Below are 26,333 nucleotides of genomic sequence, written 5' to 3' on the forward strand. Positions count from 1 at the left end.
ATTATTTGTATCTTTGCAAACACCAAACACAAACGATTATGAGAAGACTACTATTAGCTATCACACTGCTCTCAGCCCTGACCCTTCAGGCTAAGAAATGGACGCCTGATGAGATAAAGGACATGATCAGGAAGGTGAACATCTACTGGCAAACCAACAATTCCGCAGAGGTGCGCTCGTTCTGGGACAATGCCGCCTACCATACGGGTAACATGGAGGTCTATAAACTCCTACAGGATCAGCAGATGCTCGACTACAGCATCCGATGGGCAGAACACAACCAGTGGAAGGGCGCTACGGAGCCCGACCCTGCCAAGTGGAAATACAAGAACTACGGCGAGGGACAAGACTACGTGCTCTTCGGCGACTGGCAGATCTGCTTCCAGACCTACATCGACCTCTATAACCTCCAGCCCGATGAGAAGAAGGTGGCCAGAGCGAAGGAGGTCATGGGCTATGAGGCCGATTCGAAAGTTCACGACTACTGGTGGTGGGCTGATGCCCTCTATATGGTGATGCCCGTGATGACGAAGATGTACAAGCTCACTGGCGACACCAAATACCTGCGCAAGCTCTATGAGAACATCTGCTATAGCGACTCTATCATGCTCGACCACGAGACAGGATTATATTTCCGCGACGGCAAGTATATCTACCCGAAGCATAAGACGGATAGTGGCAAGAAAGACTTCTGGGCGCGTGGTGACGGCTGGGTGCTGGCAGGACTGGCCAAGGTGCTGCAGGACATGCCTGAGACCTATGTGCGCCAGCCGTTCTTCGTAGAGAAATATGTGAATCTGGCCCGTGGCGTGAAGAAAGTACAACAGCCACAAGGCCATTGGACCCGTTCGATGATGGATCCGAAGCAGGCCCCCGGCTACGAGACCTCGGGTACGGCTTTCTTCTGCTACGGTCTGCTGTGGGGCGTCAACCACGGCTACCTCTCCAAGAAAGAGTTTGGACCAACCATCGAAAAAGCATGGAACTACCTGACCAGCATCGCCTTGCAGAAGGACGGAAAGATTGGCTATGTGCAGCCTATCGGTGAGCGTGCCATCCCTGGACAGACGGTAGATGCCAACTCCCAGGCAAACTTCGGCGTGGGTGCCTTCCTGCTCGCCGCCTGTGAATACGTTAGATATATCAGCCGATGAATCTGCTTCTAACGATAGGTCTGGCGATAGCCAGTCTGCTGCCACAGGCTGATGATACGTTCTGGCGCGACTCCATCCCCGTGGAGATGCGCCAGAGCTATGTCACATATGGAGAACAATATATCGGTAAGCCGTGGACAGTCTTGCCGTGGACGGTCTTCGCCGAAAACAAGATCACCGGCAACCGCGTCAACTACGAAGGGCTCTGCTTTGAGAAGCGCCGCCAACTGGCTGCCCTCGTCATGGCCGAGATCATGGAGGGGAAAGGCCGTTTCATAGGCGACATTGTCAATGGATTGGGCAGCTTCTGTGAAGAGACATGGTGGGGCATCCCTGCCCACTACGGCAAGGCCATCCCCCTGGCAGAGCTTCAGGAGGTGGACCTCTTCAATGCCGAGACCGCCAGCCTCATCGTCTGGACCAAGTACATGCTCCAGAAGCAGTTCGACGCGTTCTCCCCAGACCTCTGCCAAAGGATAGACCGCGAGATAGAGCGGCGCATCCTGATACCTGCCCTCGAGAGGGACTACTGGTGGAAGACGGCCGGCATGAACTGGAATCCCTGGATTTGTAGCAACTGGCTCACATGCGTCTTGCTTTGCGAGAAAGACGAAGCCCGTAAGGCAGAAGCCATCGCCCAGATAAAAAAGGCCACCCAGGCCTTCATCGATGCTTATCCAGAGGACGGCGGCTGCGACGAAGGCCCCGGCTATTGGGACCGTGCGGCAGCATCGATGTTCGAGGTTATGCGTCTACTGGACTTCGGTGCCGATCATCCGAAGGTTCAGAAGATGGCCGCCTATGCCTATAAGACCTATATCGGCAACGACTACTGTGTCTGCTTTGCGGATGCACACGAGAACAAGGCCGTGCAACAAGTGAACATCGTTTACCCCTTCGGGCTTTGGCTGAACGACCAGACGATGCGGCAGTTTGGTGCTTACCTGGGTCGTCAGAAAGGCGTGCTCGTCAATCCGGCAGTCCTCTACGACAAAAGCGGCAACTTCCCAACCTTGGGACGGGAATTGTTCTTCCTGCGGCATATCCGCGAATTCATCAACGAACAGCCTCGCGAGCCATTATTAAAAGATGTGTGGCTGCCCGATCTCCAGATCATGACGGCCCGCCGTGGAAATCTCTATGTGGCCATGAAAGGCGGCACCAACGGTGAAAGCCACAACCACAATGATGTGGGCTCCTTCGTGGTGTATGCCGATTGTGAACCGCTCTTCATTGATCCTGCCGTCGGCGAATACACCGCCAAGACCTTCAGTAAGGATCGTTACGACATCTGGACCATGCAGTCGGGCTACCACAACCTGCCTCAGATCAACGGGTTCGACCAGAAGGACGGCAAGCAATATGCCGCTAAGGTTGTCAGCCATAAGGACGGTCAGCTCACCCTCGACATCGCTGGCGCCTACCCTGCCGAGGCAAAGGTGAAATCATGGAAACGAACGGTATCGGCAACGAAATCGGGGGTGACGGTTACTGAGGACTACGAACTCGACAAGTACCGTCAGCCTACGCGACTGATGTTTCTTACCCTCGATGCTGATGCCCTGAAGCATCTCCACTTCGATGCTACTCAGATGGAAGCCACTGTCGAGGACATCAGCGACCAGCTCGACCCTGTGCTTCAGGGTATGTGGGGGAAGCACATGTACCGCATCGTTCTCACTATTAAACCCGGAAGACTAAAGAATCGGATTAAATACATCATCAGGTAAAACCGAAGGGATAGGCTTTCCACATGAAAGAAATAGTTTCCGAATAAGTAAAACAAATTGTTTTGGTGTCGTTAAGATAGTCTTAAACCTGTAAAGGAATGGCACTTTCAACACCAAAACAAATTGTTTTGGTATTATGATGGTATATGATGCTTTTGCAAAAAGGGTCATATAACCAAACAGGCAGATAATCAATAAGTTAGCATCGATTATGATGCTTTTACAAAAAAGCACTTTAAGAAATAATGGCAGTACATGTGAAATTAAAATTGTAAATGGATGGTAATCTCTAATCTTTTTTGTAAATTTGCAAGCAAATATTAAACAATAAAACCAATCTGATAAAAACTGAATAAAAATGAAAAAGCGCTACTTACTTGTCTTGACAGCAGTCTTTGCACTGCTTTTGCCCTTACACGCAGCAAAGAAAGTAAAACAACAGACTCAATCCGACCGTGAGTACTGGTGCTCGCTGGCCTATAAGATGGCACAGCCCGTATTGGAAAACATGGCCAAGGGAGAGTTGCAGAAGAACATGAAGACGGAGTTCTCGCCTTCCTTCGACAACCGCGACCGCTCTGTGGTCTATATGGAGACCTTTGGCCGCCTGATGGCAGGCATCGTCCCCTGGCTCACCCTACCCGACGACGGCACGCCCGAGGGCCAGCAGCGCAAGCAGCTCCGCGAATGGGCACTCCAGTCGTATAAGAACGCCGTTGACCCCGAATCGCCCGACTACCTCTGCTGGGGCAAGGCAGGACAGAACCTCGTGGATGCCGCCTACATCGCCGAGTCGTTCCTCCGTGGCTGGGACACCTTCTGGGTACCCCTCGATGATGTGACCAAGCAGCGTTACATCAAGGAGTTCCAAAAACTGCGCAAGATCGACCCGCCCTACACCAACTGGTATCTCTTCTCGTCAACCATCGAGAGTCTGATTGCCAAGGCCACTGACCGTAAGGAATACGACGAGTTCCGTGTGAACATCACCATCCGCAAGGTGGAAGAGTGGTATATGGGTGACGGCTGGTATGCCGACGGACCCGTGTTTGCTTTCGACTATTACTCAAGCTATGTCTTCCACGCCATGTATCTGGAGACCCTTCAAGCCATGGTCGATGCCAAGGTCAATTCACGCCTCGACTACCAGAAGTACTACGACCGTGCCCTGAAGCGCGCACAGAAGTTTGCCATCATCCTTGAACGGTTTATCTCGCCTGAGGGCACCTTCCCCGTCATTGGCCGCTCTATCCCCTATCGCACAGCCGCCATGCAGACATTAGCCCTGATAGCATGGTATCAGAAACTGCCTGCCGAACTCTCTAACGGACAGGTACGTGCTGCACTGACGAAGGTACACCACCGTATGTTTGACTTCCAGCAGAACTTCAACGACGCAGGTTACCTGACCATCGGTTTCTGTGGTTCCCAGCCTGAGGTAGCCGACTGGTACACCAACAATGGCTCGCTCTATCTCACAAGCCTCAGCTTCATGCCCCTGGGCCTGCCCGCCGACCATCCCTTCTGGACCGATGCCCCGCAGCCCTGGACCCAAGTCAAAGCCTGGGGAGGCCAGCCCTTCCCCAAGGATCACCGCTGGGGTGATGACATCCGTACTCACGACAAGTGGTAAAACGATTAAACCATAATAATATGAGAAAAAGAATTGTACTGATGATGGCCATCGGATGTGCGATGGCTGTGCAGGCTCAGAAGGCGCCTGTTTTCGAGACTTCTGCCAAGGAGGAGATTATGGCAAACCGCTTCCTCGCCGGTAGCAACTATCTGGACTACGACCGTCAGCTGCCCACCAAGGCACTGACCCCTACCCCGAAGGGCTACGAACCTTATTATATGAGTCACTACGGCCGTCACGGCTCGCGCTGGCTCATCAGCGACGGCAACTACTCTAGGCCCATCGCCACACTGGAGACAGCCAAGGAGATGGGCAAGCTGACAGCCAAGGGCGAGGAGGTGCTCGAAACGCTGAAGGCTATCTACAAAACGAGCACCAAGCGTCTGGGCGACCTGACCACCGTCGGTGAGCGCCAGCACCACGGCATCGGCAAGCGCATGACACAAAACTTCCCCGAGATCTTCAAGAAGAAAGATGTGATGATCGATGCCCGCTCGACCGTTGTCACCCGCTGCATCCTCTCGATGATTGCCGAGTGTGAAGAGCTGGCAGCAGCCAACCCCACAGCCCGCATCCACAACGACGTCAGCGAGAGCCTGCAGTACTACCTGAACCAGCCCTGGGAGGGTATCGTGAAGGAGATGGGGCGCAACACGGGCGACAAGGAAGACCGTGACTACTCCATCAAATGGACACACCCAGAAAGACTGATGAAGGTACTCTTCAACGACCAGGAGTTTGTGTACAACAACATCAGCGCGGGCGCCCTGATGCGCCAGCTGTTCCATGTGGCCTGCAACATGCAGAGCCACGATACCGACCTTGAGCTCTTCTCACTCTTCACCGACGAGGAGATCTACGACCAGTGGCGTCAGAAGAACATCGGCTGGTATCTCGACTACGGCCCCTCACCCGTCAGCGGAGGCAAGATGCCGTTTAGTCAACTGAACCTGCTGAAGAACATCATCGAGACGGCCGACACGGTAACCAAGACACAGGCCACGCTGCGCTTCGGCCATGAGGTGTGTGTGATGCCGCTGGCCTGTCTCTTAGAGCTCGACAACTGCGGCATGGCCGTCGACAACCTCGACGAGCTCGACAAGTATTGGCGCAACTACCGCATCTTCCCCATGGGCTGCAACATCCAGCTGATATTCTACCGTCCGCTGCCGATCAAGCCAAAGGGAAAAGGAAAAGGTCTGCCCAAGCCCGGCCCTGTGCTGGTAAAGGCACTGCTCAACGAGCGCGAAGCCTACCTACCTATCGAGACCAACCAGTGGCCCTACTACAACTGGCAGGACCTCAGGGAATACTATCTGAAGAAGATAGAGGATTTCAGTAAGCACTAGACAAATACAGAGGGAAGACACTTATCTTCCCTCTTTTATCTGATTGTACCAAAAGAATCTGTGCTGCTTAAATATTCATAAAAGAATGCTGAAAAACCCTCACTCAACTCCTTCTTCATCAAAAAAGTGCTATCTTTGCAACAATTTAGTAAAGAAGCGACGATGAGAGAAAACATAAACATTGTTTCCCTTATTCTTTTCACCGTGCTAGCGTTGATGACCGCCTGCTCGAAGCCTGACCGCAACGATGAGTCAGTGGCATTAAGCGAAGAGATTGTCAATGAGGGATCAACCAACATTGAATATGCTTTGGTCCGTGTGGATAGCGCTGAGGAGGCTGGAGTGTTCTCGGCGGTTCGCGCCAACACCCTCAAAGCCATCATCTATGAGAATGCCTCTCGATGGCGGCTGGCGGCCTATTACGCAGAGAAAGCGATTGCAGCAGAGGCGGGGCATGCTGTTACCACGTCTGCAGACAGCAACCTTTATTCTAAGGCCCGCTGGATTCTGGGCGACTGCGCATACGCCAATGGCGAGTATGGAAAATCGCTCGCCCTCTCCAATGAAATTCTCGCATTTGTGGGTGACAGTAAAATGCCAAAAGATATTGAGATGAAGTGCAGGGCTCTGTCGCAGATGGCAGATTGTGAGAACAAACTGGGGCATATTGAGGAATCCGAGCGGCTGTTCCTGCAATGCATCGATGATTTGATGGCGAGTACACAGCATGCCACCAGTTTTGGTGAGATTGATCCGCTCATCTACACGCTGCTTTCGCTCAACGACCTGTATATCGACCATAAGATGCCAGAGAAAGCGCTGCCCCTGATGGCGAAAATGGACACGGCCTTGAATCGTTTTATACGCTGTCCCAATACGCCCGACTGGGCGATGCAAAAGCGCCGCAACAACGTGACCATCAGTAAGGCGATGGTCTATGCTGCTAATAATCAGAAAGAGCAGGCAGAGACCCTTTTCCGCGAATATCAACAGTTCAAAGGTCCTGGCGTATTAGACAAGGCAGCCGAAGGCCTGTACCTCTCGCTGACAGGCCGTTACGACGAGGCCGTCCGCTTGTTCGACGAGACCGACTCTATGATGCGCTCGGATGATGAACCCATCACCGACCTCTATGTCAAGACCCTGCTCAATTACAAGTACGACGCCCTGCAGAAGGCGGGACGCACGGCGGAGGCTTTGGCGATGAGCGACCGTATACGGCTGTTGACTGACTCCATACGCCAGCAGGAGCGGCAGGCCGACGTGGAGCAGTTGCAAGAAATCAATAGGCAGGAAGAGGAGATCATCCGCAAACGTCAGTCGCTGACGATACACCGCATCGTCCTCGTTGCCGTCATCCTACTGCTGTTGATGGCCATCTACATCATCAGGCGCGTCCACCGCGACAACCGCCGATTGGCCGAGAAAAACCGTAGCCTGTACGAGCAGAAACAGCAACGCCAGCATGCCGAGGCCGAGGAACAGCGACAGTTGGAGGCGCAGCCAGAAGAGAAACTAACACAAAACCAGCTGCTCTATCGCCGCCTGTGCGAACTGGTGAAGAACCCGGACGTATATACCGACTCTGACACCAACCATGAGACACTGGCCCGGCTGCTGGGCACCAATTATCAGTATGTGTATGCCGCCTTGCGCGAGTGTGCCGACACCACGCCAGCCGACTACCTCAATCACTTACGCATACAGTACGCAGCCCAGTTGCTGGAAAAGACTGACGACCCGATAGGGCTCATCATCGAGCAGAGCGGGTTTACCAACCGCACCACTTTTGCCCGTCTCTTTGCCTCCTACTATTCAATGACACCTTCAGAGTTCCGCAAAATAGCGCATAAACAGTAGTTTTTCAAGATTTGTGGAAAACATTTCAAGCAGTGGGGAAGGCCTTTCGGTCTTTCCCACTACCTTTGCATCCGTATTCAAACATAGAAAAAATGACTGACATCACATTTATCATCATTGGCGCTCTGGCAACGGCTTTCCTGCTGTTGACCGTACTGCTCATCCTGGGGCTTATCTATTACCGCTGGCGGCTCTCCGACAGCCAGCACATGCTGGTGCGCTTCATCCGCGAGAATTTCCGTCTGCACGAGAAATTAAACGAAAACGGTATATATTAATAAGGTATAACAATAAAAACATGAAGAGTATGAAAAAGATTATGATGACGCTCGCAGCCGTCCTTTGCTGCACAATATCCATCTTTGGCCAAGACGAACCAACGGACAGGAACCGGACGTATAGGATTACGTTGAACAACGTACAATATGCCCACCACGACGAGAAGATGTCGGCGGGTGATGCTGTAGGCAAGATTCTCAGTGGCGCACTGACTGGACAGACCTCTGTACAGGCTACCGAGTATGAAGATGATGTTAAGAACGCTATCATCAAGGGGCTCTCTGGTGCCTACCGCTTCAGATACAACGACGGACTGGTGCAGTTGGACGATGTTACGGAAGAAGGCAACCTTGTGGTCGATGCCATCATCACCAATATAATGTCCAATTCAAGCAGCCGCACATGGAAGGATAAGAACGACAAGACACAGGTATCCACCACATATACGGGCGTGGCTGAGGTGATGCTTACACTGAAGGATGCCAAGACGGGTGAAATCTTGGCCAATCCCTCGTTTAAAGGTCAGGGAACCTCAGCTTCATCTTATTCAACCTCCGGTAAGGCCATCCTGGATGCGCTCAATGGACTCTCAAACCGCATCGCCGCCTGGCTCAACAATTACCGTCCGATACGTGCCAACATTATAGAAGGCGGTGCTGCCAAGAAGGACAAGCAGAAAGAAGTATATATCGATCTTGGTAGCAACGAAGGTGCTTTCGTTGGTTTGCACATGGGTGTCTATAAAGTGAAGACTATCGCCGGTCGTGAGGCAAAAACACAAATAGGCAAACTGAAGATTGAGGCTGTAGAGGGCGACGACATCAGTCGCTGCAAGGTGCAGAGCGGTGCTAAGGAGATAAAGGCCGCCATCGATGATGGTGAACAACTTAAGGTAATAAGTCTTGCCAAATAAATCATTTGATCCTCGAGGTCATTGGACTGCGGACACCCTTATACGACTTCAGGTACGCCTTGGCACTTCCGAACGAAAGGAACATGTCGAGGCGTACTGGTATATGATTCTGATCATCGGTGATGTAGAAGCGGATGAGCTCATGGGTCTTACCCTCATCGCGCTCATAGAACGAGAACACCAGGCAACGGAACTTCTCCTTCGAATCATTCATCTTGAAGTTCTCCTTGCCTCGGTACTCCAGCCACGAATTAGTCAGGCTCTTGGCATCGCTGATAGGCATGGGGATCACCTCGCCCTTCTTCATCTTGGCACCGTCGAAGTTACGGGCACGGAGGAAGATCGACATCATATCATAGATACAGGAACGATAGGTAGAGGTCTTCCACGTATGTTCGCCATCGGCAGCGATGCGGTGCTTCTTCAGCTGGCAGAAGCTGTTGGGATAGCTGTACCATATCTCGTCGACATAGTAGCGGTCTCCCTCACGGGCCCCTTTGCGGAAGTAGAGGGGCGACAGGTCAGGGTTGCAGTATGACATCAGCGTGTCGCGCATGGTAAAGTACTTGTCGAGCTTTTCATTGCCTCGCGTGATGAGATATGACATCCAGGCATCCTTGCCCTCAAACTTGGTCATCTTCGTATCCATCTGCGCCGTACCTACCCTCATCCAGATGAACTTCCAGTTGAAGAAGAGTTCGTAGCTCAGAGACTCACCACTCTTAAAGGCTGTGTTCTCTATACCACATTGAGCCAAAGAGGCTAAAGGCAGTAAGGCATAAAGGCATAGAAGCCATGTGCGCATCGTCTTATTCATTTTCTCCATCTTTCTTGTCTGATTTCTTTTCTGATTTTTTACCTTTTTCTTTTTTTACCTCTATTTTATTATAGGTAATGCCTAACTCCTCGGCACGCTTGATATTACGGTTCTTCAACTTCTTCTCAGCATCAGGCTTCTGCTTGGTAATCTTGCCGGGCTTCTGACGATAGCGCGGCGTGGCACTGACATCCCACACTTGCGACACATCCCACTTCTCCTTACACTCAATCTCACGGGGGTAGTAGTACATGGATTCAGCCTGTAGGTCGGCACCATAATCACCTGTATCCCAAAGACCGTTGCCGTTGCGGTCGATGAAAACACGCACATAGTACTGGCCGGGCTTGACGAACGTGAACAGGGCCTCATGGTTTTTAGCATACATTTCCTTGATGGGGGCATCGGAGCTGTTGAGCAACTGGACGATGGCCAACGAGTCGTCGGCAAGGCCAGAGAGGGTGAGCTTCAGACTGCAGAAGTCTTCTTCGCTATTTACTTTCAGTCCTTGTTTGAAGGGGGCAGACACATGGCCGTAGATATCCTCAAAGGCAGCTGAGTCGATTTCAAGACTGTACTCAATACCCTGGCGCCAGTCAGCAAGTATCTCATACCGTCGGAGGTTGTGGGGTACGGGCACCATCTTGCAAGTGGACTCATACCATACGGAGTCGATCATCGAATAGAGGTGTATGGCCGAGGTGTCGCAACGCGATAACGGCACGGGGGTCTCCATCGTTATTTTGTCAGCAGGGTCTATGGCCGAGGGGACGCTGATCTTGACGTCCAAAGGCTTCGCGGGATAGATGGAATCGTATTTCTCTCCGCGCTTCTTACGTTTGTCCTGATCCTTCTGCCACTGTTCCATATCTTTGGCAAGCGCCTTCTGACGCTTCTCGTACGAGGTCTTGGCGACGGCATCGAGGGTATCAGTCTGAGCCACCAGGTTACCCAAGGTGTCGGTCATCATATACGAAATCTCCATGCGGAGGGTATCCTGATTGACAAGAGCGGTGTCGCGCAGCCAGAAATGGATAGTATCCTGCTTCTCACCAGTTTCCACGACAAAAGCGCTGTCGGCATCAAAGTTCAGACCTTTGATCTTTGGCAGTTCCTCATGGCCGTAGCTGAAATACATCGAGAATTTTTCGGCCTCCGCACGCTCGGTCTTGATGAGATAGCGGTCGGTGAGCGTCTGCGTGAAGGCAAGCAAGGTGATGTCGTCGGGCAGGAAGTGGGTATAGGGCACTTGCAACAGCCGGTCAATGTGCAGGGAGTCGCGCCATACGGTATCTACCCTGATGTCGGGTTTCGAGCTGGGCGAGAATGTATCGTGGCTGAAGGCTATCATCTCACTCTTCTGCGAGAAGCGGAAATCGCCGTCAACATCCTGCAGGGCATAGGCACGATAGGTGCCGGGAGCGATACCCTTGATGACGAAGCGGCCCCGGCTGTCGGAACGCGACACACGGAGCATTGGCTTGGTCTTGAAGGCCGAGTCGGCGAGGTCGTCATAGAGACCGACGGAGATTCCCTTGACAGGCTCCAGGTTGCTGGCATCAAGCACATAGCCCGACACTTCGAAAGTGTCGATCTGCTCACCCGTGGAAAAGCTATAGGTGAATGAGCCCATAGGATTGCCCTCATTGTTGTCGCTGATGGCATCGCTAAAGTCGATGGTATAGGTGGTGTTGGGCTTCAACGAGTCCTGAAGCTCCACAATCACCCGCTTTCCTGAGGCCTTGATCTCGGGCATTTCCAGCTGTGGGGGCGACACGATGACCTTGCTCGTAGCATCCTCGAGCTTGATATATTCATTGAAGAAAATGGTGATCTTCTTGGAATTAACGTTCACCGACTGGTCAGCAGGCGAACTGCTCACCACTATGGGCGGGTCATCGTCATACCAGCCACCATCAGGACTACCCATTCGGGCGCAGGAGACGATGGCACAAACCACACAGAATATATAAACCAGCTTCTTCATGCGTTGAGTTTCAGTAATTGATCAATACTATCGCGGCTGTTGCTGAGACGGGGCACCTTGTGCTGACCGCCGAGCTTACCACGCATCTTCAGCCAGTCGTTGAAGAGATTCGGACGGGCCTCGATAATCTCCAGGTGCTGGAGCGTGATGTCCTTATAACGCTTGGCCTCGTAGTCGCTATTGATTTCCTGTAGCCGCTTGTCGAGCAGGTCTGCGAACTGCTGCATATCCTGTGGACGCTTCGAGAACTCGATGAGCCACTGGTGGCGGCACTTCGCATTAGCATCCATAAACACAGGGGCAGCCGTATATTCCAGCACCTCGGCACCCGTCTGCTCACAAGCATAGGCCAGACCCTGCTCGGCATTGTCGACAATCAACTCCTCGCCAAAGGCATTGATGAAGTGTTTCGTGCGCCCGGAGATGATGAACTTATAGGGATTGGTCGACGTAAACTGGACTGTGTCGCCAATCTCATAGCGCCAAAGGCCACACGAGGTGGAGATCACCATCGCATAGTTCTTTCCCGTCTCCACGCCCCAAAGGGGAACGGGGTCGCCACCGTCCATAGGAATAAACTCATAGAACACACCGTAATCGAGCATCAGCAGCATTGACTTGTCTGCCGGGTCGTCCTGAATGCCAAAGAAGCCCTCGCTGGCATTATAGGTCTCCATATAATGCATACGGGGCGAGGTAATCAGTTGCTCGTACTGTTTACGGTATGGCGTAAAGGCCACGCCGCCGTGGAAGAACACCTCAATGTTGGGCCACACTTCTTCGAGATGCTTCTTGCCTGTCATCTCCATCATACAGGTCAATACGGAAAGCATCCATGAGGGCACACCCGAGATATTCGTCACGTTCTTGTTCATTGCCTCCTTGGCAATACGTTCGCGCTTCACCTCGAAGTCGGAAAGCAGGGCTGTCTGCTTCTTGGGCACACGCACCAGGTTGACCAGCGGATTGATGTTCTCGATAAGGATGGCACTGAGATCGCCCACCAGTGAGTCCTTGAGGTTATAGTTCGGGGCATGGCTGCCGCCGAGAATCAGCCCCTTGCCGTCGAACATCCTCGACTGGGGATTGTTTCTCAGGTAGATAGCCACCGAATCACGGCCGCCAGCATAGTGTATCTTCTGTAATCCCTCGTTGCTCACAGGGATGAACTTCGACTTGTCGTTGGTGGTTCCTGAGGATTTGGCATACCACTTCACACGCCCTGGCCAGAGGATATCCGTCTCGCCCTGACGCATACGGTCGATATCGCCCTTCAGTTCCTCATAGGTATTGACAGGCACCTGACTAATAAAGTCGTCATAGCCCTTCACGGCCGCAAACGCATGGTTTCGGCCGTACTCCGTATCCTTGGCCGACTGTATCAGATGGTTGAGCACTGCCCGCTGCAAGGCCTCACCCTCCTGCTGATACCGTTCGAGGGCATGCTGACGAGGTACAAAAACTTTTCCTACAATCTGAGTCAGACTCATCTTTAGCGTAATTTTTGGTGCAAAATTACGCTAAAGTTTTGTAACACGGGAAAAAATTACATTTTTTTATCACTTCTTCGGCAAATCGAAGATAAAGCGCGAGCCTTCGGTATAATCGGGATCGAGCCATATCTTACCTCCCAACAGCTTGACGATGGCCTTGCAGATGGGCATACCAAGACCATTCAGCTTGACGTTCTCGCCCAGTTCACGGAAGGTGTCGAACACATGCTCACGACGCTCTGGCGGTATGCCTCTACCGGTATCCGTCACACTGGTGCGCACCATGTCGCCATACTCTGTGATGGACAATGTGATGACGCCCTGATCCGTGTACTGTATAGCGTTATCGAGCAGATGTCTCAACAGTGCTTCAATCGCCTCATAGTTGGTCTCTACGGCATAATCATCAGACAGTTCGGATTCAAAGAACATCCTTACGCCCTCCTTACAATGGGGGCGCATACTGTCGACCATGTGACGGCAGAGATGATTGGGCGAAATGGTGTAGTTCTTCGGTAGTGACTTCTTACTCTCATAGAGCGACAGCTCGGCCAGCTCGTCGATGATCTTCGTGATATGCTTCGAACTCATCTTAATATGCTGGGTCAGTTCCTCACGCTCCTCAGGCTGCAGTTCCATGTCCTTCATGCCAAGGATATCCGAGAAGCCCTCAATGGGGTTCAGTGGTGCCCGCAACTCGTTGGTGATATTGTTGATAAACTCATTCTTCATGTCGAAGGCCTCCTCGGCTTTCTTCCGGGCCTTTTCAAGTCGGGCATTCTCCTTCTCCAGGCGCTTGATGCGCATATGGTGCTGCCAGATGACGATGGCCAGAATGAGCACTACGGCACCAAATAGTGTATAGAAGAACAGTCGTTTCCATTTTTCACTCTCTTCTTCCAACAGTTTCTGCTCCAGTTTCATGCGCTCATTGTTCATCTGAACATAACAGCTCGCCACCACGTTGCCATGCGACACCAAGACTATCGAGTCGTTGATCTTCTTGAACTTCGCCATATATTCATAGGCCTTGTCGTTGTTGCCCATGCGGTGGTAAATCACGGCCATGCGCTCAGCCCGGCTCTCGGGTGAGAGATCCTGACAGAGGCGTAAGGCCTCTTCATAATTGCCATTGATAATATGGTAGTTCACTTCCACCACTGGTTCGATGGTACCTATGCCGTCGCTCTCTTTTAGGGCTTTAAGTTCGTCGTAGATGCTGTCGTAGAGCTCCTTCTTGTTCTGGTTGAAGGCAAACTGACTCAGACGGAACAGGGCCCTTCCTTTATGGATGGGCGCCACGTTCGGCTCTGCCAATATCTGACGGGCATACTTTAATCCAGCCTTCTGGTCCTTGCGGTGGTTGGCAATCTTCATCAGCTCCTGCAGGTCGTCGCCCGCACTCTCGCCGGGGAAGTATTTATGTCGGAAGTCCACGGCTTTCAGGAATCCCCCCTCAGCCTCTTCATAGTCCTGCTTCTGCAAGGCGTTCACCGCCTTTACATGCAGGGCGACATAGTTTCCCCAATAGCTGTTTTGCCCTTCAGCATATTCGGCAATCTGATTGGCTATATCGTCAGCCTTCATATAGTTCTGGTGCGTAGCCTCATAGGTAGACAGGTTACCCCACGCGGTGTAGAACAGTCGCTCATCGCCTATTTTCTGGCATTCAGCTTTCAGCGCCTCGGTCACCTCATAAAACTTGTCTTTGTCATCTGTGCTGATTAGTCGCAACATTTCCGACTGCATCTTCATGATGTAGAGATGGTCCTGAGCCATGGCGTTTAGGCTAGTTAGGCAGATTGCGGTTAATACCAAAAAGTTAGTCTTTAGTTTCATAATGTCTGTTTTTTTTTACTGACAATTACTATTTTTGCGGATTGATTCCGTTGGCAAAGGTACAAAAAAATATTTAAATTCATTTGGTTTTATCAGAAAAATAATTTATCTTTGCAAAACTTTTTTTAATAGGAAGCCATATAAAGATGAACAGATTGTTGATAATCTTATTGTGCACACTACTCATCAGCAATGTTTACGCCCAGACGGACAGCGCTCAGGTTTATCCTGTGGAGAAGACTCTGATTATTGAAGACTCAGAGAGCATTTGGCCCTATTCTTTCCTAAATGAGAAGGGCGAGCCAGAGGGATATTGTATTGACCTGATCCGCCTGCTGATGAACGAACTTCACATCCCATATGAAATCCGCCTGAAAAACCACCAGGAAGTGCTTCAAGACCTGAAAGAAGGCCGTGCCGACCTTATCCTCGGCTTGGCTGACGTCTATGAAAAGAAGTTCGGTCATTATGGCCGCACAACCATTACCTTGCTCACCCAGAGTGTCGCCACCCCCAAAAACAAGAAGGTGACCATCAAGAATTTCGGCGACCTTAAGAACCAACAGGTCATGGTGAAGGACTCTAGCCTGTGTCATCACCTGATGGTAGACTATGGCTGGGGTGATCGTGCCATTGTAACCCACGATATGACCAAGGCCATCCAGGAGGTCAATGATAAGAAGGAGGGGCAAATTGTATGGAACACCCTCACGCTGAAATGGCTCATCAACCACTATCATCTCGACAACCTGGAGCTCACCCCCGTGAACATGCCCTATGGCGAAACCAAGTTCCTAGCTTCCGACCAGCGCCTGCTCGACCTTATCGACAAGACCTATGCCGAGCTCAACGCCACTGGACAGCTGTTGCCGCTCGAGCAGAAATGGCTCTATCCCGACCGTAAGGAGCCCGGACGCCCTATTTGGGAGTGGTATCTGGCAGGTCTGGCACTACTGGTGCTCGCCTTTGTCCTCTATCTATTCCTACGCATAAGGAATAATAAACGTCAAGCGTCAGCTGAACACCAGACACTATCTTCGCAGATCTCCCAAATTACCCAGAACGGTAAGATACGCTTTTGGATCTACCTCGTTCAAAAGGACCAGTACGTGTGGTATGACAAGACCGGGGCACCCTCCGTTGCCTTTAGTGCCAATGACTTCATGAAACGTTACAACAAAGACGATGCCGCACAGCTGACAGACGCCATTGACCGGCTCGTCACCCGTCATAAAGACAACAGGGGACATGAAGTACAGGAAGAGACTCTTGAGCTGAGAGCCAAGGATACGGAGTATGGCGACATGGAACTCCACGACTTCATCGTCAACCTCACCATTCTACAGCGCAACAGAAAGAGAAGACCCACCGTCATCGTTGCTGTCAAGCGCGACATTACCAAAGAGCATCGTCTCAAGCGTATTAATGCAGAGCGCTCGCTGCGCTACCTCTCGGTATTCTACAACGACGAGTCGGGTAACATCTTATTCAATAATGAAGGCGTGTTACAGAACGCCAATCCCAAAGCCAGCGAACTGCTTGAGTGTGACATCGACGAGATGGTCAAGAATCGCGTACACATCAATGATCTCTTCCACACCTCTTTCACCAACCTAGAGGAGGCTGACGGCCACCGCGGTTCTATGACCACAGGTAGTCACACCGTCGACTTCCAGATGAAGGCGATATACAATGACAAAAAAGAATTGATAGGTTTATTTGTTTTCTGCGTATGAGACTCCGATATATCACCTTTTCGGTCCTGCTTCTGGCTGGTATTCTTCAGGTTTCGGCTCAGTCACTGACCGAGAGATACAGCAAACAACGCCCCGTCGTCATTGCCTGTGACAATGAGCACCCGCCCTATATGTTCATCAACTACAAGGACGAACCTTCTGGCAGTTGCGTTGCCATTTCCAAGACCATCACTGAAAAGATGGGACTACCCTGCAGGATTGTGATGAAGCATATGGCCGGAACCCGCCAAGCCTTTGAGCGCGGTGATGCTGACATCATCCTCTCCGATAGCCGGAGTTACAACAATCCCGCCTATTTCATTTCAAAGAATGTCATCTACTACTTCTACGCCAACGAAGACTCCGTGGCCGAGATCCGCTTTATCGGCAAAGACCACCAGCTCATAGAACAAATTGACGATCAGTTTACACGCATGAAAGAGAGTGGCGACATTGCTGCCATCCAGAAGCGTTGGGCCCATCCTGAGGACTCTATACCCGAAGCGCAACCTATAGCTCTCTACATCGCCAAGGGGCTGCTTGGCATTGCGGCCTTAGTCCTGTTGGTCACGATAATATTCATGCTTTTCATCCACCATATTCATCGCAACACGGCTGTACTCAAAGGGATGGTCAGTCAAGCTCCAAACGTGGATCATTACTATGATATTGAGGACAATCAGGCTGCCCATGACCTCATCCACAAGTATGAGGCTATCCTCAGCAACCCCTTTGTCGCCATCTCGTTCTATGACCACAACGGCCATCTGATTACAAAAAACGACGCCATGCGATTGCTCGATGGCAAAGATATCTCCTCCTACCGCCAGCCGCTATACAATGCAGATGGTGAGGTGACTAATTACTTTGTCGCTATTCGGCGCCCAAATGCTACTTAAACTGGAACAGGTGTACAAATCCTGTGGTCTGAAATACATCGTACACCTCTGCCCGCAGGCCCTTGATATAAAGGTCGCAATGGTTGGCACAGCAACGTTGGTTAATGGCCATGAGCAGTCGCAGTCCACTCGATGAAATATACTCAAGTCGGCTACAGTCGATGACGATCTCATAGTTCTCATAGTTAAAGATCGGCTCCACTTCTTTCTCTGTCTGTTGTGTCACCGAGGTGTCCAGGCGCCCGTCCAGAATCAAGGTTACCCGGTGGCCGTCATCCTTTCTGATTGTTGCTTCCATATTACTTTGTGTTATTATTTGATTTCAGATTCTTCTTCATTGTTAACACGTTGTGTCCATCAGTGTACTGATAGCTCACTTCGTCCATATAGTGACGTATCAGGTGGATACCCAATCCGCCAACAGAGCGTTTGGCCACATGATTATGCACGTCAACCTCAGGCATGATAGTAGGATCGAAGGGCACACCGCTGTCCTTGAGTACAAAGGCGATGGTCGTCTCATCGGCTGTCACCTCTAAATGGATATCGCCTCTTTCACCTTTCTTGTAAGCATAGTTCATTACGTTTACAACGGCTTCTTCGATGGCCAAATGGACACCGGCTCTCGACATGTCATCGAAACGCATGTCATCGCAGATACCCCCGATAAACACTGTCAGCACCGGCACCTCCTGCACATCGTTGTTAAGTAGGATGCTCCGGTAATAAATCTTCGGGTCTACCTTTCCGCGGTATTTGATAGCCAGCAGTGAGATGTCGTCCATCTGGGGTATTCCACCCACAAAAGTTCGCTCCGTCTGTCGGATGTCTTTCACGAAAGTACGTGAGTCAAGTCGCCTAGCCGCCAATCGGATTGCCTCCTTGAACATTCGGTCTCGGCCATACTGCTTGTTGTCCACAGTCTCCGCCTCAGTGAATCCGTCGGTATAGAGGAACAGCGTCGTGCCGGAAATGATGGTCACCTCTTGCTCGGTGTACTCCCATTCCGGACGCAAGCCCAATGGAATATTGTTCTGCACAGGCAGGAATCGGGTGTTAGAACCCACCAGCACGGGTGGCTCATGCCCCGCATTCGCATAAAGCAGCTTTCCACTGGCCAGGTCGAGCACACCCATAAATAGCGTTACGAACATATACGAGTCGTTACTTTGGCATACCGACCTGTTGATCGACTCCACAATCTGCTTGGGTGAGGTGTACTGCATTGATGCACTGCGGAACATCGAACGCGCCACCGCCATTAACAGCGAGGCCGGCACACCCTTACCGGCCACATCGCCGATGCTGAAGAAGAGTTTTTCGTCGCGAATGAAGAAGTCGAACAAGTCGCCACCCACCTCTTTGGCCGTCACCACCTCACCATAAATATCTATGTCGGTACGTTCGGGGAAGGGAGGATAGCTCTTCGGCAGCATCCGCATCTGAATGTCACTGGCAATCTTCAGCTCCTGCTCCATTGCAGCCTTCGAGGCCGTTGTTTCCTGAAGTTCTCCAATATATTTCGTCAGCGAGGCCTGCATATCCTTGAAAGCATTACGCAGGGCGTCAATCTCACGGCTCCTCACCTCCGGCAACTCAATGTCGAAGTTTCCTTGTGCCAGTTCATCAGCAGCCATTACAAACCGCTTCAGCGGCCTCATGTTTTTCCGGATATAATGGCTGCAAAGGAAATAAATCAGTAGCAGGCCCACAAAGAATACAGCTAAGATCATTGAAGCCAACACGTCACCATTATGATAGATGATGCTGGTTGGCACCACCACAGCCACTGTCCAGTCCGCATATTTCACGAACGAGTAAAACACCCATAAGTCAATGCCCTCATCCTCCAGTCTTACGGTTCCACTCGAACCCGCCATCATCTGGCGCACCATCAGATCATCCTTTAAACTAGGTGTCTTCACCGTCATATCTTGCAGTTTCTGCTTCAGCACCCGATTCTCGTCGGGGTGAATCAAAAACGTTCCATCGTGGTCGATGACGAAGCTGTACGACTTTTCCTTAAAATCCCTCTCGAACCGCTCGTGGTTTTCCGTATCAATACGCTTGGTTCGTTCACGCAGCCACTCCAGCGATACGTCGGCACCCAGCATACCTACACGTCGCCCCTTATGGTCCCTAATGTGGGTCATATACGTCGTCGTCAACTGTTGTGAGGCCGCTCTATCGAAATAAGGCGGTGTCCAATCACCTTCCTTATTGTCGAAGGCAGCCCTGTACCAGTCGTGTATCAGGAAGTCCGGATGATCCTCGTTCATCTGACGGCTATGCACCTTACCTGTCGAATCACGCCAAGCATAGATCTCAAAGTTCTGCCCCTTAGCGGGAAACACGTCCGGCTCGAAGATCAGTCTGCAACTCGACATATACATGTTGTCACTCACCATCCGTTCCAAATGAATCTGCAACTTATCTGGATTGTCGAGGTCGCTCTCAATGACATTGATATTGTTGATGGCCGCCACGTAAACGTCCGAGAGCACACCACGAATCTTCTCATTTGCATGCAGGATGACACTTTCGTAGCGCGACTCCACCTCACGGGCCATCGACTGTCGTGTGATAAAATACACGAGCAGCATGATGGCCGCCGACATGACAATCAACACAGCCATGATCCTGATACTTAATCTGTTCGCAAGCGTTAACTTCTCCATTGCATCAAAAAGTTTGCAGCTGTTCTAAACAACTGCAAAGATATGGTTTTTCAAGCAAAGTACCAAATCTTTTTGCAAAAAAATGCTTTTTCAGAAACTCTGGAGCCAAGCTTGCAGCTCGAAGATGACATTGTAATGGAAGGGGAACGACTCGCGATAGCCCCAGCCATGACCGCCTGAGGGGTAGATGTGGATAGAGGCGGGCACGTCGTATTTATAGAGTTGTTGATAGTAATTAAAACCGTTGGCGGCTGGCACAGCCTTGTCGTCGTCGCTGAGGGCGAGGAAGGCGCGCGAGGTATTACGGTTAACCTGCAGCTCATTACTGAACTCCGCCTCAAGTCTTCTCAGTTCTTTCTGGTCTTTCTTGCCGTCAGTGAAGGAGCCGAGGAAATTATCATGAGAGCCCTTATGGGTGAAACCGAGATCCATGGTGATGACCGGATAGAAGAGAATCTGGAAGTTGGGCGCGGCATCGCCAGAGGCATGGGTGGCGATGGTGGAGGCGAGGTGTCCACCTGCAGAGAAGCCCATAATGCCCACGTCATTGACATTAACATGCCACTCGGCGGCATGGCGACGCACAGTCTTCATGGCCTCTTCGGCATCGGAGATTGGGATAAGGCGATTGCCGTGAGGCATACGGTATTTAAGCACAATAAAGGCGATACCCTGATTATTGAAGAATGTAGCCCACTGGTGACCCTCATGATCCATGGCAAGATGTGTATATCCACCGCCAGGGCAGCAGACCACAGCACGCCCCGTGGCACGCTTGGCATCAGGCAGATAAACAGTTATTTCTGCGTGGTCGTTAGTATCAGGGCTGACCACTGTTGCCCCTTTGGGCCATAATTCCATCGTTGTTCCTTTTTGTGAATAGGCGGCTGCCGAACAGGTCAGCAATAACGCGGTGAATACTGTTTTTAGACTTTTCATTGTTGGATTTGTATATTTTTGGGTGCAAAGATAATAAAATTAATTATTTTTTCGTACCTTTGTCCGCTGAAAAAAAACTTAAAAACCCAAAAATGAAAAAAATTCTCTTAATTGTGGCACTCATGGCACTGGCTATCGGTGTTGAGGCGAAGGTAAGGCTGCCGCACATTCTCTGCGACAACATGGTCATACAACAGCAGACTGATGTCCGCCTCTGGGGCTGGGCTGAACCAGGAAAGCAAGTGAAGGTAAAAACCTCATGGAGCGAGACCACAGCCACGGTAAAGGCTGACAAGGACGGACGCTGGTTGGTAAAGGTAAAGACACCCAAGGCTTCGTACGAGCCACTCAGCATCACTTTTGACGACGGTGAGCAGGTAAGCATCAACAATGTGTTGGCCGGCGAGGTGTGGGTCTGTGCAGGACAGTCGAACATGGAGATGCCGGTAAAAGGCTTCTGGATGTGTCCCGTGGAAGGCTATAATGACGTAGTGGTTGATGCCAAAAAGCATGCAGGCGTGAGAAGCGTGAAGATTCCAAGCACGATGAGTGCTACACCTCAGGACGATGCCCAGTGTGCGTGGCGGGTGTGCACGCCAAACACTGTAGGCGACTTCTCGGCCACGGGTTATTTCTTCGCCCGTAAGATGCACGAGGCCCTCGACATACCCATCGGACTCATTGAAGCTAATAAAGGAGGTACGCGCGCGGAAAGCTGGCTGACAAAAGAGAATCTGGAGAAGTACACCAACGACCCGACAGACTCGGTAGAGATCTGTAAGAAATGGTCACAGTGGGACTACCACCGATCACTGCTTTGGGGCAACGGCACATTTAACCCTATTCTGAACTATACGGTGAAGGGAATCCTCTATTATCAAGGCTGCTCGAACGTGGGCGACCCTGGTGACCAGTATTCTGAGCGTATGAAGTTATTGGTGGACCAGTGGAGAGGACAATTCGGTCTGGGTGAGATTCCCTTTTACTTCGTGCAGATTGCACCCTACCGTTATGATGACGACAACAACGCCATCAGCGGTGCCCTGTTACGCGAGCAACAGTTCAAGGCCTCACAAATCATCCCCAACAGTTCGTTGGTGTGTACCAACGATTTGGTGTATCCCTATGAGTTCTCACAAATCCACCCCACACAAAAACAGCAGGTAGGTGAGCGGTTGGCCTATACGGCACTGGCCCGTGACTACGGCTTCGAGGGACTGATGTACGAGAGTCCTACCTATAAGGACATGCTGGTGAAGGAGGATGCCATCTTCATCCATCTGGACCATAACTACCATACGGACGCACCTTTTGAGGACATACAGGGTTTTGAGATTGCGGGTGAGGATAAAGTGTTCCATCCGGCAAAAGCCCAGCACTTCTGGCAGCCGGGCGGCGGTTATTGGGACGAAGCCATTAAGATCTCGTCTCCAGAAGTAAAGAAGCCCGTGGCAGTGAGATATTGTTTCAGGAATTTCCAGATTGGCAACGTAAAAAATGGAGGAAACTTACCACTCTTTCCGTTTAGAACAGACAAGTGGGAGTAAGACGGCGTTTGAGTTATGAAAGATCATCCATTAGAACTGTTTCACTTCTGTCCGAAATGCGGGAGTAAGAATTTTGAGATTCATAATGCATTAAGCAGGCATTGTAATGACTGCGGGTTTACATACTACCAGAACCCGAGGGCCTCAACGGCAGCATTCATCCTAAACAGTAAGGGGGAACTGCTGATTGCGCGTCGTGCCAAGGACCCTGCCAAGGGTACCCTGGACCTGCCTGGCGGATTCGTGGACAATGCAGAGACCGCAGAGGAGGGTATGGTACGTGAAATCAGGGAAGAGACGGGTCTTGAGATCAAGCCAGACCGCGTAGAATATCTTTTCTCTATACCCAACATATACCGCTACTCAGGCATGGACATTCACACACTCGACCTCTTCTTCCTCTGCCATGTCGAAGACGGGCAAGAGGTTGCCGCAGATGATGATGCCGCAGAGCTGACATGGTTGCCATTGAGGGAGGTGTATGTGGAGCGCTTCGGACTCAAGTCTATCCGACAAGCCGTACACCGATTCCTGGCACGAAACTGTTAATAAAACAAAAATTCTCTATATAAATAAGGTGGGAGCAACTTTTTTATGTACTTTTGCAGCCCGAAAGTAAAAAGAAAAGAGTAAGATATGCAAAAGAACTTAGTGATTGTGGAGTCTCCTGCCAAGGCGAAGACCATTGAAAAATTCCTTGGAAAGGACTTTAAGGTCATGTCGAGCTATGGCCACATCCGTGACTTGAAGAAGCGTGAGCTGAGCATCGACGATCGGACTTTGGAGCCCGAATATGAGATTCCCGAAGAAAAGGCCAAGCTTGTGGCCGATCTGCGCAGCAAGGCAGACAAGGCAGAGAAGGTATGGCTCGCATCCGATGAAGACCGTGAAGGAGAGGCTATATCCTGGCACCTTTGCGAGGTGCTGGGATTAGACAAACAGAAGACGAACCGTATCGTGTTCCATGAAATCACCAAACCCGCCATCCTTGAAGCTATTGAGCATCCGCGCCACCTGAACATGAATCTGGTGAATGCCCAGCAGGCACGTCGTGTGCTCGACCGCATCGTAGGTTTTAAACTCTCGCCAGTACTTTGGCGCAAGGTTAAGCCCGCCCTCTCTGCCGGACGTGTGCAGAGTGTGGCTGTGAGACTGATTGTGGAGCGTGAGCGTGAGATACAGAACTTCCAAAGCGAGGTTTACTACAGTGTAAGTGGCATATTTGCCATTACCAATGCCGATGGCTCCGCCTCAGAGGTAAAGGCACAGCTTGCCAGCCGTTTCAAGACGGAAGGCGAGGTGATGGCGTTCTTAGAGAAGTGTAAGGATGCTACGTTTACTGTGGAGAGCATCTCGAAGAAGCCCATGAAACGTACACCGGCACCCCCCTTCACCACATCAACCCTGCAGCAGGAGGCCGCCCGTAAGCTGGGCTTCTCGGTAAGTCAGACGATGATGGTGGCCCAGCGCCTGTATGAGAGTGGACGAATCACTTATATGCGTACAGACTCTGTGAACCTCTCGAAACTCTGTCTGAGTGCCAGCAAGAACGAAATTGTGAACCTCTACGGCGACAAATACAGTAAGACACGCCAGTATCACACGAGTGCCAAAGGTGCCCAGGAGGCCCACGAGGCCATCCGCCCCACTTATATGGATCAGGTGGAGATTGACGGAACGGCTCAGGAGAAACGCCTCTATGAACTGATCTGGAAGCGCACCATCGCCAGCCAGATGGCAGATGCAGAGATTGAAAAGACCACCGTGAACATCCAGATAAGCAACACCAACGAGATGTTTGTGGCCCAGGGTGAGGTGGTGAAGTTCGACGGATTTATCAAGGTCTATCGCGAGTCGTCAGACGATGACGAGCAGCAGGATGAGTTCGGTCATATCCTGCCTCCGATGAAAAAGGATCAGGAGTTGACACGCCGGGAGATTCTTGCCACGGAACGATTCAGTGCAGGACCACAGCGCTATACCGAGGCCAGCCTCGTGAAAAAGATGGAAGAACTGGGCATCGGCCGCCCCTCTACCTATGCACCCACCATCTCAACCATCCAGCAACGCGACTATGTGCAGCGTGGCGACAAGAAGGGTGAGGAGCGTTCCTACACGCTGCTGCAGTTGAAGGGCAAGCAGGTGACACAGAAGACACGAAAAGAGATTGTCGGCTCGGAGAAGGGGAAATTGTTGCCTACTGACATCGGTATGGTGGTGAACGACTTCCTGATGGAGCATTTCAAGGATATTATGGACTACAACTTCACCGCCAAGGTGGAGCAGGACTTCGATAAGATTGCCGAAGGCGGCGAGATGTGGACGGACATGATGAAGCAGTTCTATAATAGTTTCGAGCCCGTGGTGGAGGAAACGATGAACAGCCGTCAGCAGCACAAGGCTGGTGAGCGCCTCTTGGGCAACGACCCCAAGACGGGACGTCCGGTATTTGTGAAGATTGGCCGTTTTGGCCCCGTGGTACAGATTGGCAGTGCCGACGACAGGGAGAAACCCTTGTTTGCCCAGTTGCCCAAGGAACAGAGCATGGAGACCATTACCATCGACGAGGCTATGGAACTGTTTAAGTTGCCCCGTGAAATTGGTGAGTATGAGGGTAAACCCGTTACCATCGGTGCCGGCCGTTTCGGACCCTATGTCCTCCACGACCGTCAGTACACTTCGATTCCCAAGGGTACCGACCCGATGGGCATCACGCTCGATGATGCCATCCTACTCATTCAGGAGAAGCGTCAGCAAGACAGCAAGAAACACATGAAGTTCTTCCTTGAAGACCCGAAGTTGGAAATCCTGAACGGCCGTTACGGTCCATACCTGACTTATGATGGCAAGAACTACCGTCTGCCTAAGAGCCTGCACGAAAAGGTGACAGAACTGACGTACGGCGAGTGTATGAAGATTATCCAGTCAACACCTACCAACCGTAAATGACGAGGATTATCCTGATAGGCTATATGGGCGCCGGGAAGACTACCGTTGGAAAGGCGCTGTCGAAGGAACTGGGTATTATCTTCTACGACCTTGACTGGTATATCGAGAGCCGTATGCGCAAGACGGTAGCCCAGATATTTGCCGAGAAGGGCGAGGAGGGATTCCGCAAGATAGAGTACAACATGCTGCACGAAGTGGCAGAGTTTGAAGATGTGATCATCAGCTGTGGCGGTGGTACGCCCTGCTTCTTCGACAACATGGACTACCTGAACCAGCAGGGGAAGGTGGTATATCTGAAGGCCGACCCCGAGGTGCTGTACAAGCACTTGCTGATGGGAAAGACGGAGCGCCCCCTGCTGAAGGGCAAGACGCCCGAACAGCTCATCACCTTCATCCGCGAACAGCTGGAGAAGCGCGAGCCCTATTACACCAAAGCCAGGTATACCCTCGACGTAAGCCTGATGGACAATTATGAGAAAATCAAAATCAGCGTACAGAAGATACGTGAATTACTAAACCTATAGACCG

General features: G+C 51.3%; 20 protein-coding genes. 13 read left to right on the top strand and 7 right to left on the bottom strand.

From position 1 onward, the window contains the following. Positions 1 to 38 precede the first annotated feature (38 nt). From BMY16_RS07200 to BMY16_RS07230, 7 genes are all read left to right on the top strand, one after another. Entirely contained in the window at positions 39 to 1,154 is a 1,116-nt protein-coding gene (locus BMY16_RS07200; RefSeq protein ID WP_170836038.1) for a glycoside hydrolase family 88/105 protein, read from the top strand. Further along, complete coding sequence (locus BMY16_RS07205) at positions 1,151 to 2,884, top strand: heparinase II/III domain-containing protein (RefSeq protein ID WP_244512969.1); 1,734 nt, start codon at positions 1,151 to 1,153, stop codon at positions 2,882 to 2,884. The genes BMY16_RS07200 and BMY16_RS07205 overlap by 4 nt, the downstream gene beginning before the upstream one ends. Positions 2,885 to 3,242: 358 nt before the next feature. Next, positions 3,243 to 4,517: a DUF2264 domain-containing protein gene (locus BMY16_RS07210; RefSeq protein WP_091841246.1), complete on the top strand. Its 1,275-nt coding sequence runs from the start codon at positions 3,243 to 3,245 to the stop codon at positions 4,515 to 4,517. A gap of 20 nt (positions 4,518 to 4,537) precedes the next feature. Continuing rightward, the gene (locus BMY16_RS07215) at positions 4,538 to 5,869 is read left to right on the top strand and encodes a histidine-type phosphatase (protein WP_244512970.1); all 1,332 of its coding nucleotides are present in this window, start codon (positions 4,538 to 4,540) and stop codon (positions 5,867 to 5,869) included. Positions 5,870 to 6,031: 162 nt separating this feature from the next. After that, positions 6,032 to 7,729 (top strand): helix-turn-helix transcriptional regulator, encoded by a 1,698-nt coding sequence (locus tag BMY16_RS07220; RefSeq protein WP_091841247.1) that lies wholly within the window; start codon positions 6,032 to 6,034, stop codon positions 7,727 to 7,729. A 92-nt stretch (positions 7,730 to 7,821) separates the two neighbouring features. Next, positions 7,822 to 8,007 carry a hypothetical protein gene (locus tag BMY16_RS07225; RefSeq protein ID WP_091841249.1) on the top strand — a complete coding sequence of 62 codons (186 nt, stop codon included), beginning with the start codon at positions 7,822 to 7,824 and terminating at the stop codon, positions 8,005 to 8,007. 29 nt (positions 8,008 to 8,036) lie between these two features. Next, positions 8,037 to 8,921 carry a hypothetical protein gene (locus tag BMY16_RS07230; protein ID WP_139207160.1) on the top strand — a complete coding sequence of 295 codons (885 nt, stop codon included), beginning with the start codon at positions 8,037 to 8,039 and terminating at the stop codon, positions 8,919 to 8,921. 1 nt (position 8,922) lies between these two features. Here the strand turns inward: BMY16_RS07230 and BMY16_RS07235 are convergent, their stop codons facing one another. The 4 genes from BMY16_RS07235 to BMY16_RS07250 form a co-directional block, all read right to left on the bottom strand. Next, on the bottom strand, positions 8,923 to 9,747 hold the full coding sequence (locus BMY16_RS07235; protein ID WP_244512972.1) for a DUF3108 domain-containing protein: 825 nt from the start codon (positions 9,745 to 9,747) through the stop codon (positions 8,923 to 8,925). After that, a complete protein-coding gene (locus BMY16_RS07240) occupies positions 9,731 to 11,725 on the bottom strand; it encodes an Ig-like domain-containing protein (protein WP_091841252.1) in 1,995 nt (664 codons plus the stop codon). Before BMY16_RS07240 ends, BMY16_RS07235 begins: the two co-directional genes overlap by 17 nt. Continuing rightward, complete coding sequence (locus tag BMY16_RS07245) at positions 11,722 to 13,215, bottom strand: GH3 auxin-responsive promoter family protein (protein ID WP_091841253.1); 1,494 nt, start codon at positions 13,213 to 13,215, stop codon at positions 11,722 to 11,724. Before BMY16_RS07245 ends, BMY16_RS07240 begins: the two co-directional genes overlap by 4 nt. A 69-nt stretch (positions 13,216 to 13,284) precedes the next feature. Then, positions 13,285 to 14,997, bottom strand: a complete 1,713-nt coding sequence (locus tag BMY16_RS07250; RefSeq protein WP_170836039.1) for a sensor histidine kinase — start codon at positions 14,995 to 14,997, stop codon at positions 13,285 to 13,287. A 206-nt stretch (positions 14,998 to 15,203) separates the two neighbouring features. Here BMY16_RS07250 and BMY16_RS07255 point away from each other — a divergent pair, with 206 nt between their 5' ends. Both BMY16_RS07255 and BMY16_RS07260 read left to right on the top strand, forming a co-directional pair. Then, complete coding sequence (locus tag BMY16_RS07255; RefSeq protein ID WP_091841256.1) at positions 15,204 to 16,793, top strand: transporter substrate-binding domain-containing protein; 1,590 nt, start codon at positions 15,204 to 15,206, stop codon at positions 16,791 to 16,793. Continuing rightward, positions 16,790 to 17,692, top strand: a complete 903-nt coding sequence (locus BMY16_RS07260; RefSeq protein WP_091841258.1) for a transporter substrate-binding domain-containing protein — start codon at positions 16,790 to 16,792, stop codon at positions 17,690 to 17,692. Before BMY16_RS07255 ends, BMY16_RS07260 begins: the two co-directional genes overlap by 4 nt. On the opposite strand, the gene BMY16_RS07265 is transcribed toward BMY16_RS07260, so the two are convergent. The 3 genes from BMY16_RS07265 to BMY16_RS07275 form a co-directional block, all read right to left on the bottom strand. Beyond that, a complete protein-coding gene (locus tag BMY16_RS07265; protein WP_091841259.1) occupies positions 17,685 to 17,990 on the bottom strand; it encodes an STAS domain-containing protein in 306 nt (101 codons plus the stop codon). The genes BMY16_RS07260 and BMY16_RS07265 overlap by 8 nt on opposite strands. Position 17,991: 1 nt before the next feature. Further along, positions 17,992 to 20,370, bottom strand: a complete 2,379-nt coding sequence (locus BMY16_RS07270; protein WP_091841261.1) for a SpoIIE family protein phosphatase — start codon at positions 20,368 to 20,370, stop codon at positions 17,992 to 17,994. A gap of 90 nt (positions 20,371 to 20,460) precedes the next feature. Further along, positions 20,461 to 21,309 carry an alpha/beta hydrolase gene (locus tag BMY16_RS07275; protein WP_091841262.1) on the bottom strand — a complete coding sequence of 283 codons (849 nt, stop codon included), beginning with the start codon at positions 21,307 to 21,309 and terminating at the stop codon, positions 20,461 to 20,463. 92 nt (positions 21,310 to 21,401) lie between these two features. On the opposite strand from BMY16_RS07275, the gene BMY16_RS07280 reads away from it, so the two are divergent. The 4 genes from BMY16_RS07280 (at position 21,402) to BMY16_RS07295 (ending at position 26,329) form a co-directional block, all read left to right on the top strand. Then, positions 21,402 to 22,856, top strand: a complete 1,455-nt coding sequence (locus tag BMY16_RS07280; protein WP_091841264.1) for a sialate O-acetylesterase — start codon at positions 21,402 to 21,404, stop codon at positions 22,854 to 22,856. Positions 22,857 to 22,871: 15 nt separating this feature from the next. Further along, complete coding sequence (locus BMY16_RS07285) at positions 22,872 to 23,405, top strand: NUDIX domain-containing protein (RefSeq protein ID WP_091841265.1); 534 nt, start codon at positions 22,872 to 22,874, stop codon at positions 23,403 to 23,405. An 87-nt stretch (positions 23,406 to 23,492) separates the two neighbouring features. Then, positions 23,493 to 25,805, top strand: coding sequence for a type I DNA topoisomerase (topA, locus tag BMY16_RS07290; protein ID WP_091841267.1), 2,313 nt, complete (start codon positions 23,493 to 23,495; stop codon positions 25,803 to 25,805). Continuing rightward, positions 25,802 to 26,329 carry a shikimate kinase gene (locus BMY16_RS07295; protein WP_091841269.1) on the top strand — a complete coding sequence of 176 codons (528 nt, stop codon included), beginning with the start codon at positions 25,802 to 25,804 and terminating at the stop codon, positions 26,327 to 26,329. The genes topA and BMY16_RS07295 overlap by 4 nt, the downstream gene beginning before the upstream one ends. Positions 26,330 to 26,333: the final 4 nt, after the last annotated feature.

The organism is Prevotella sp. ne3005, assembly GCF_900110085.1.
In the GTDB taxonomy this organism is placed as follows: domain Bacteria; phylum Bacteroidota; class Bacteroidia; order Bacteroidales; family Bacteroidaceae; genus Prevotella.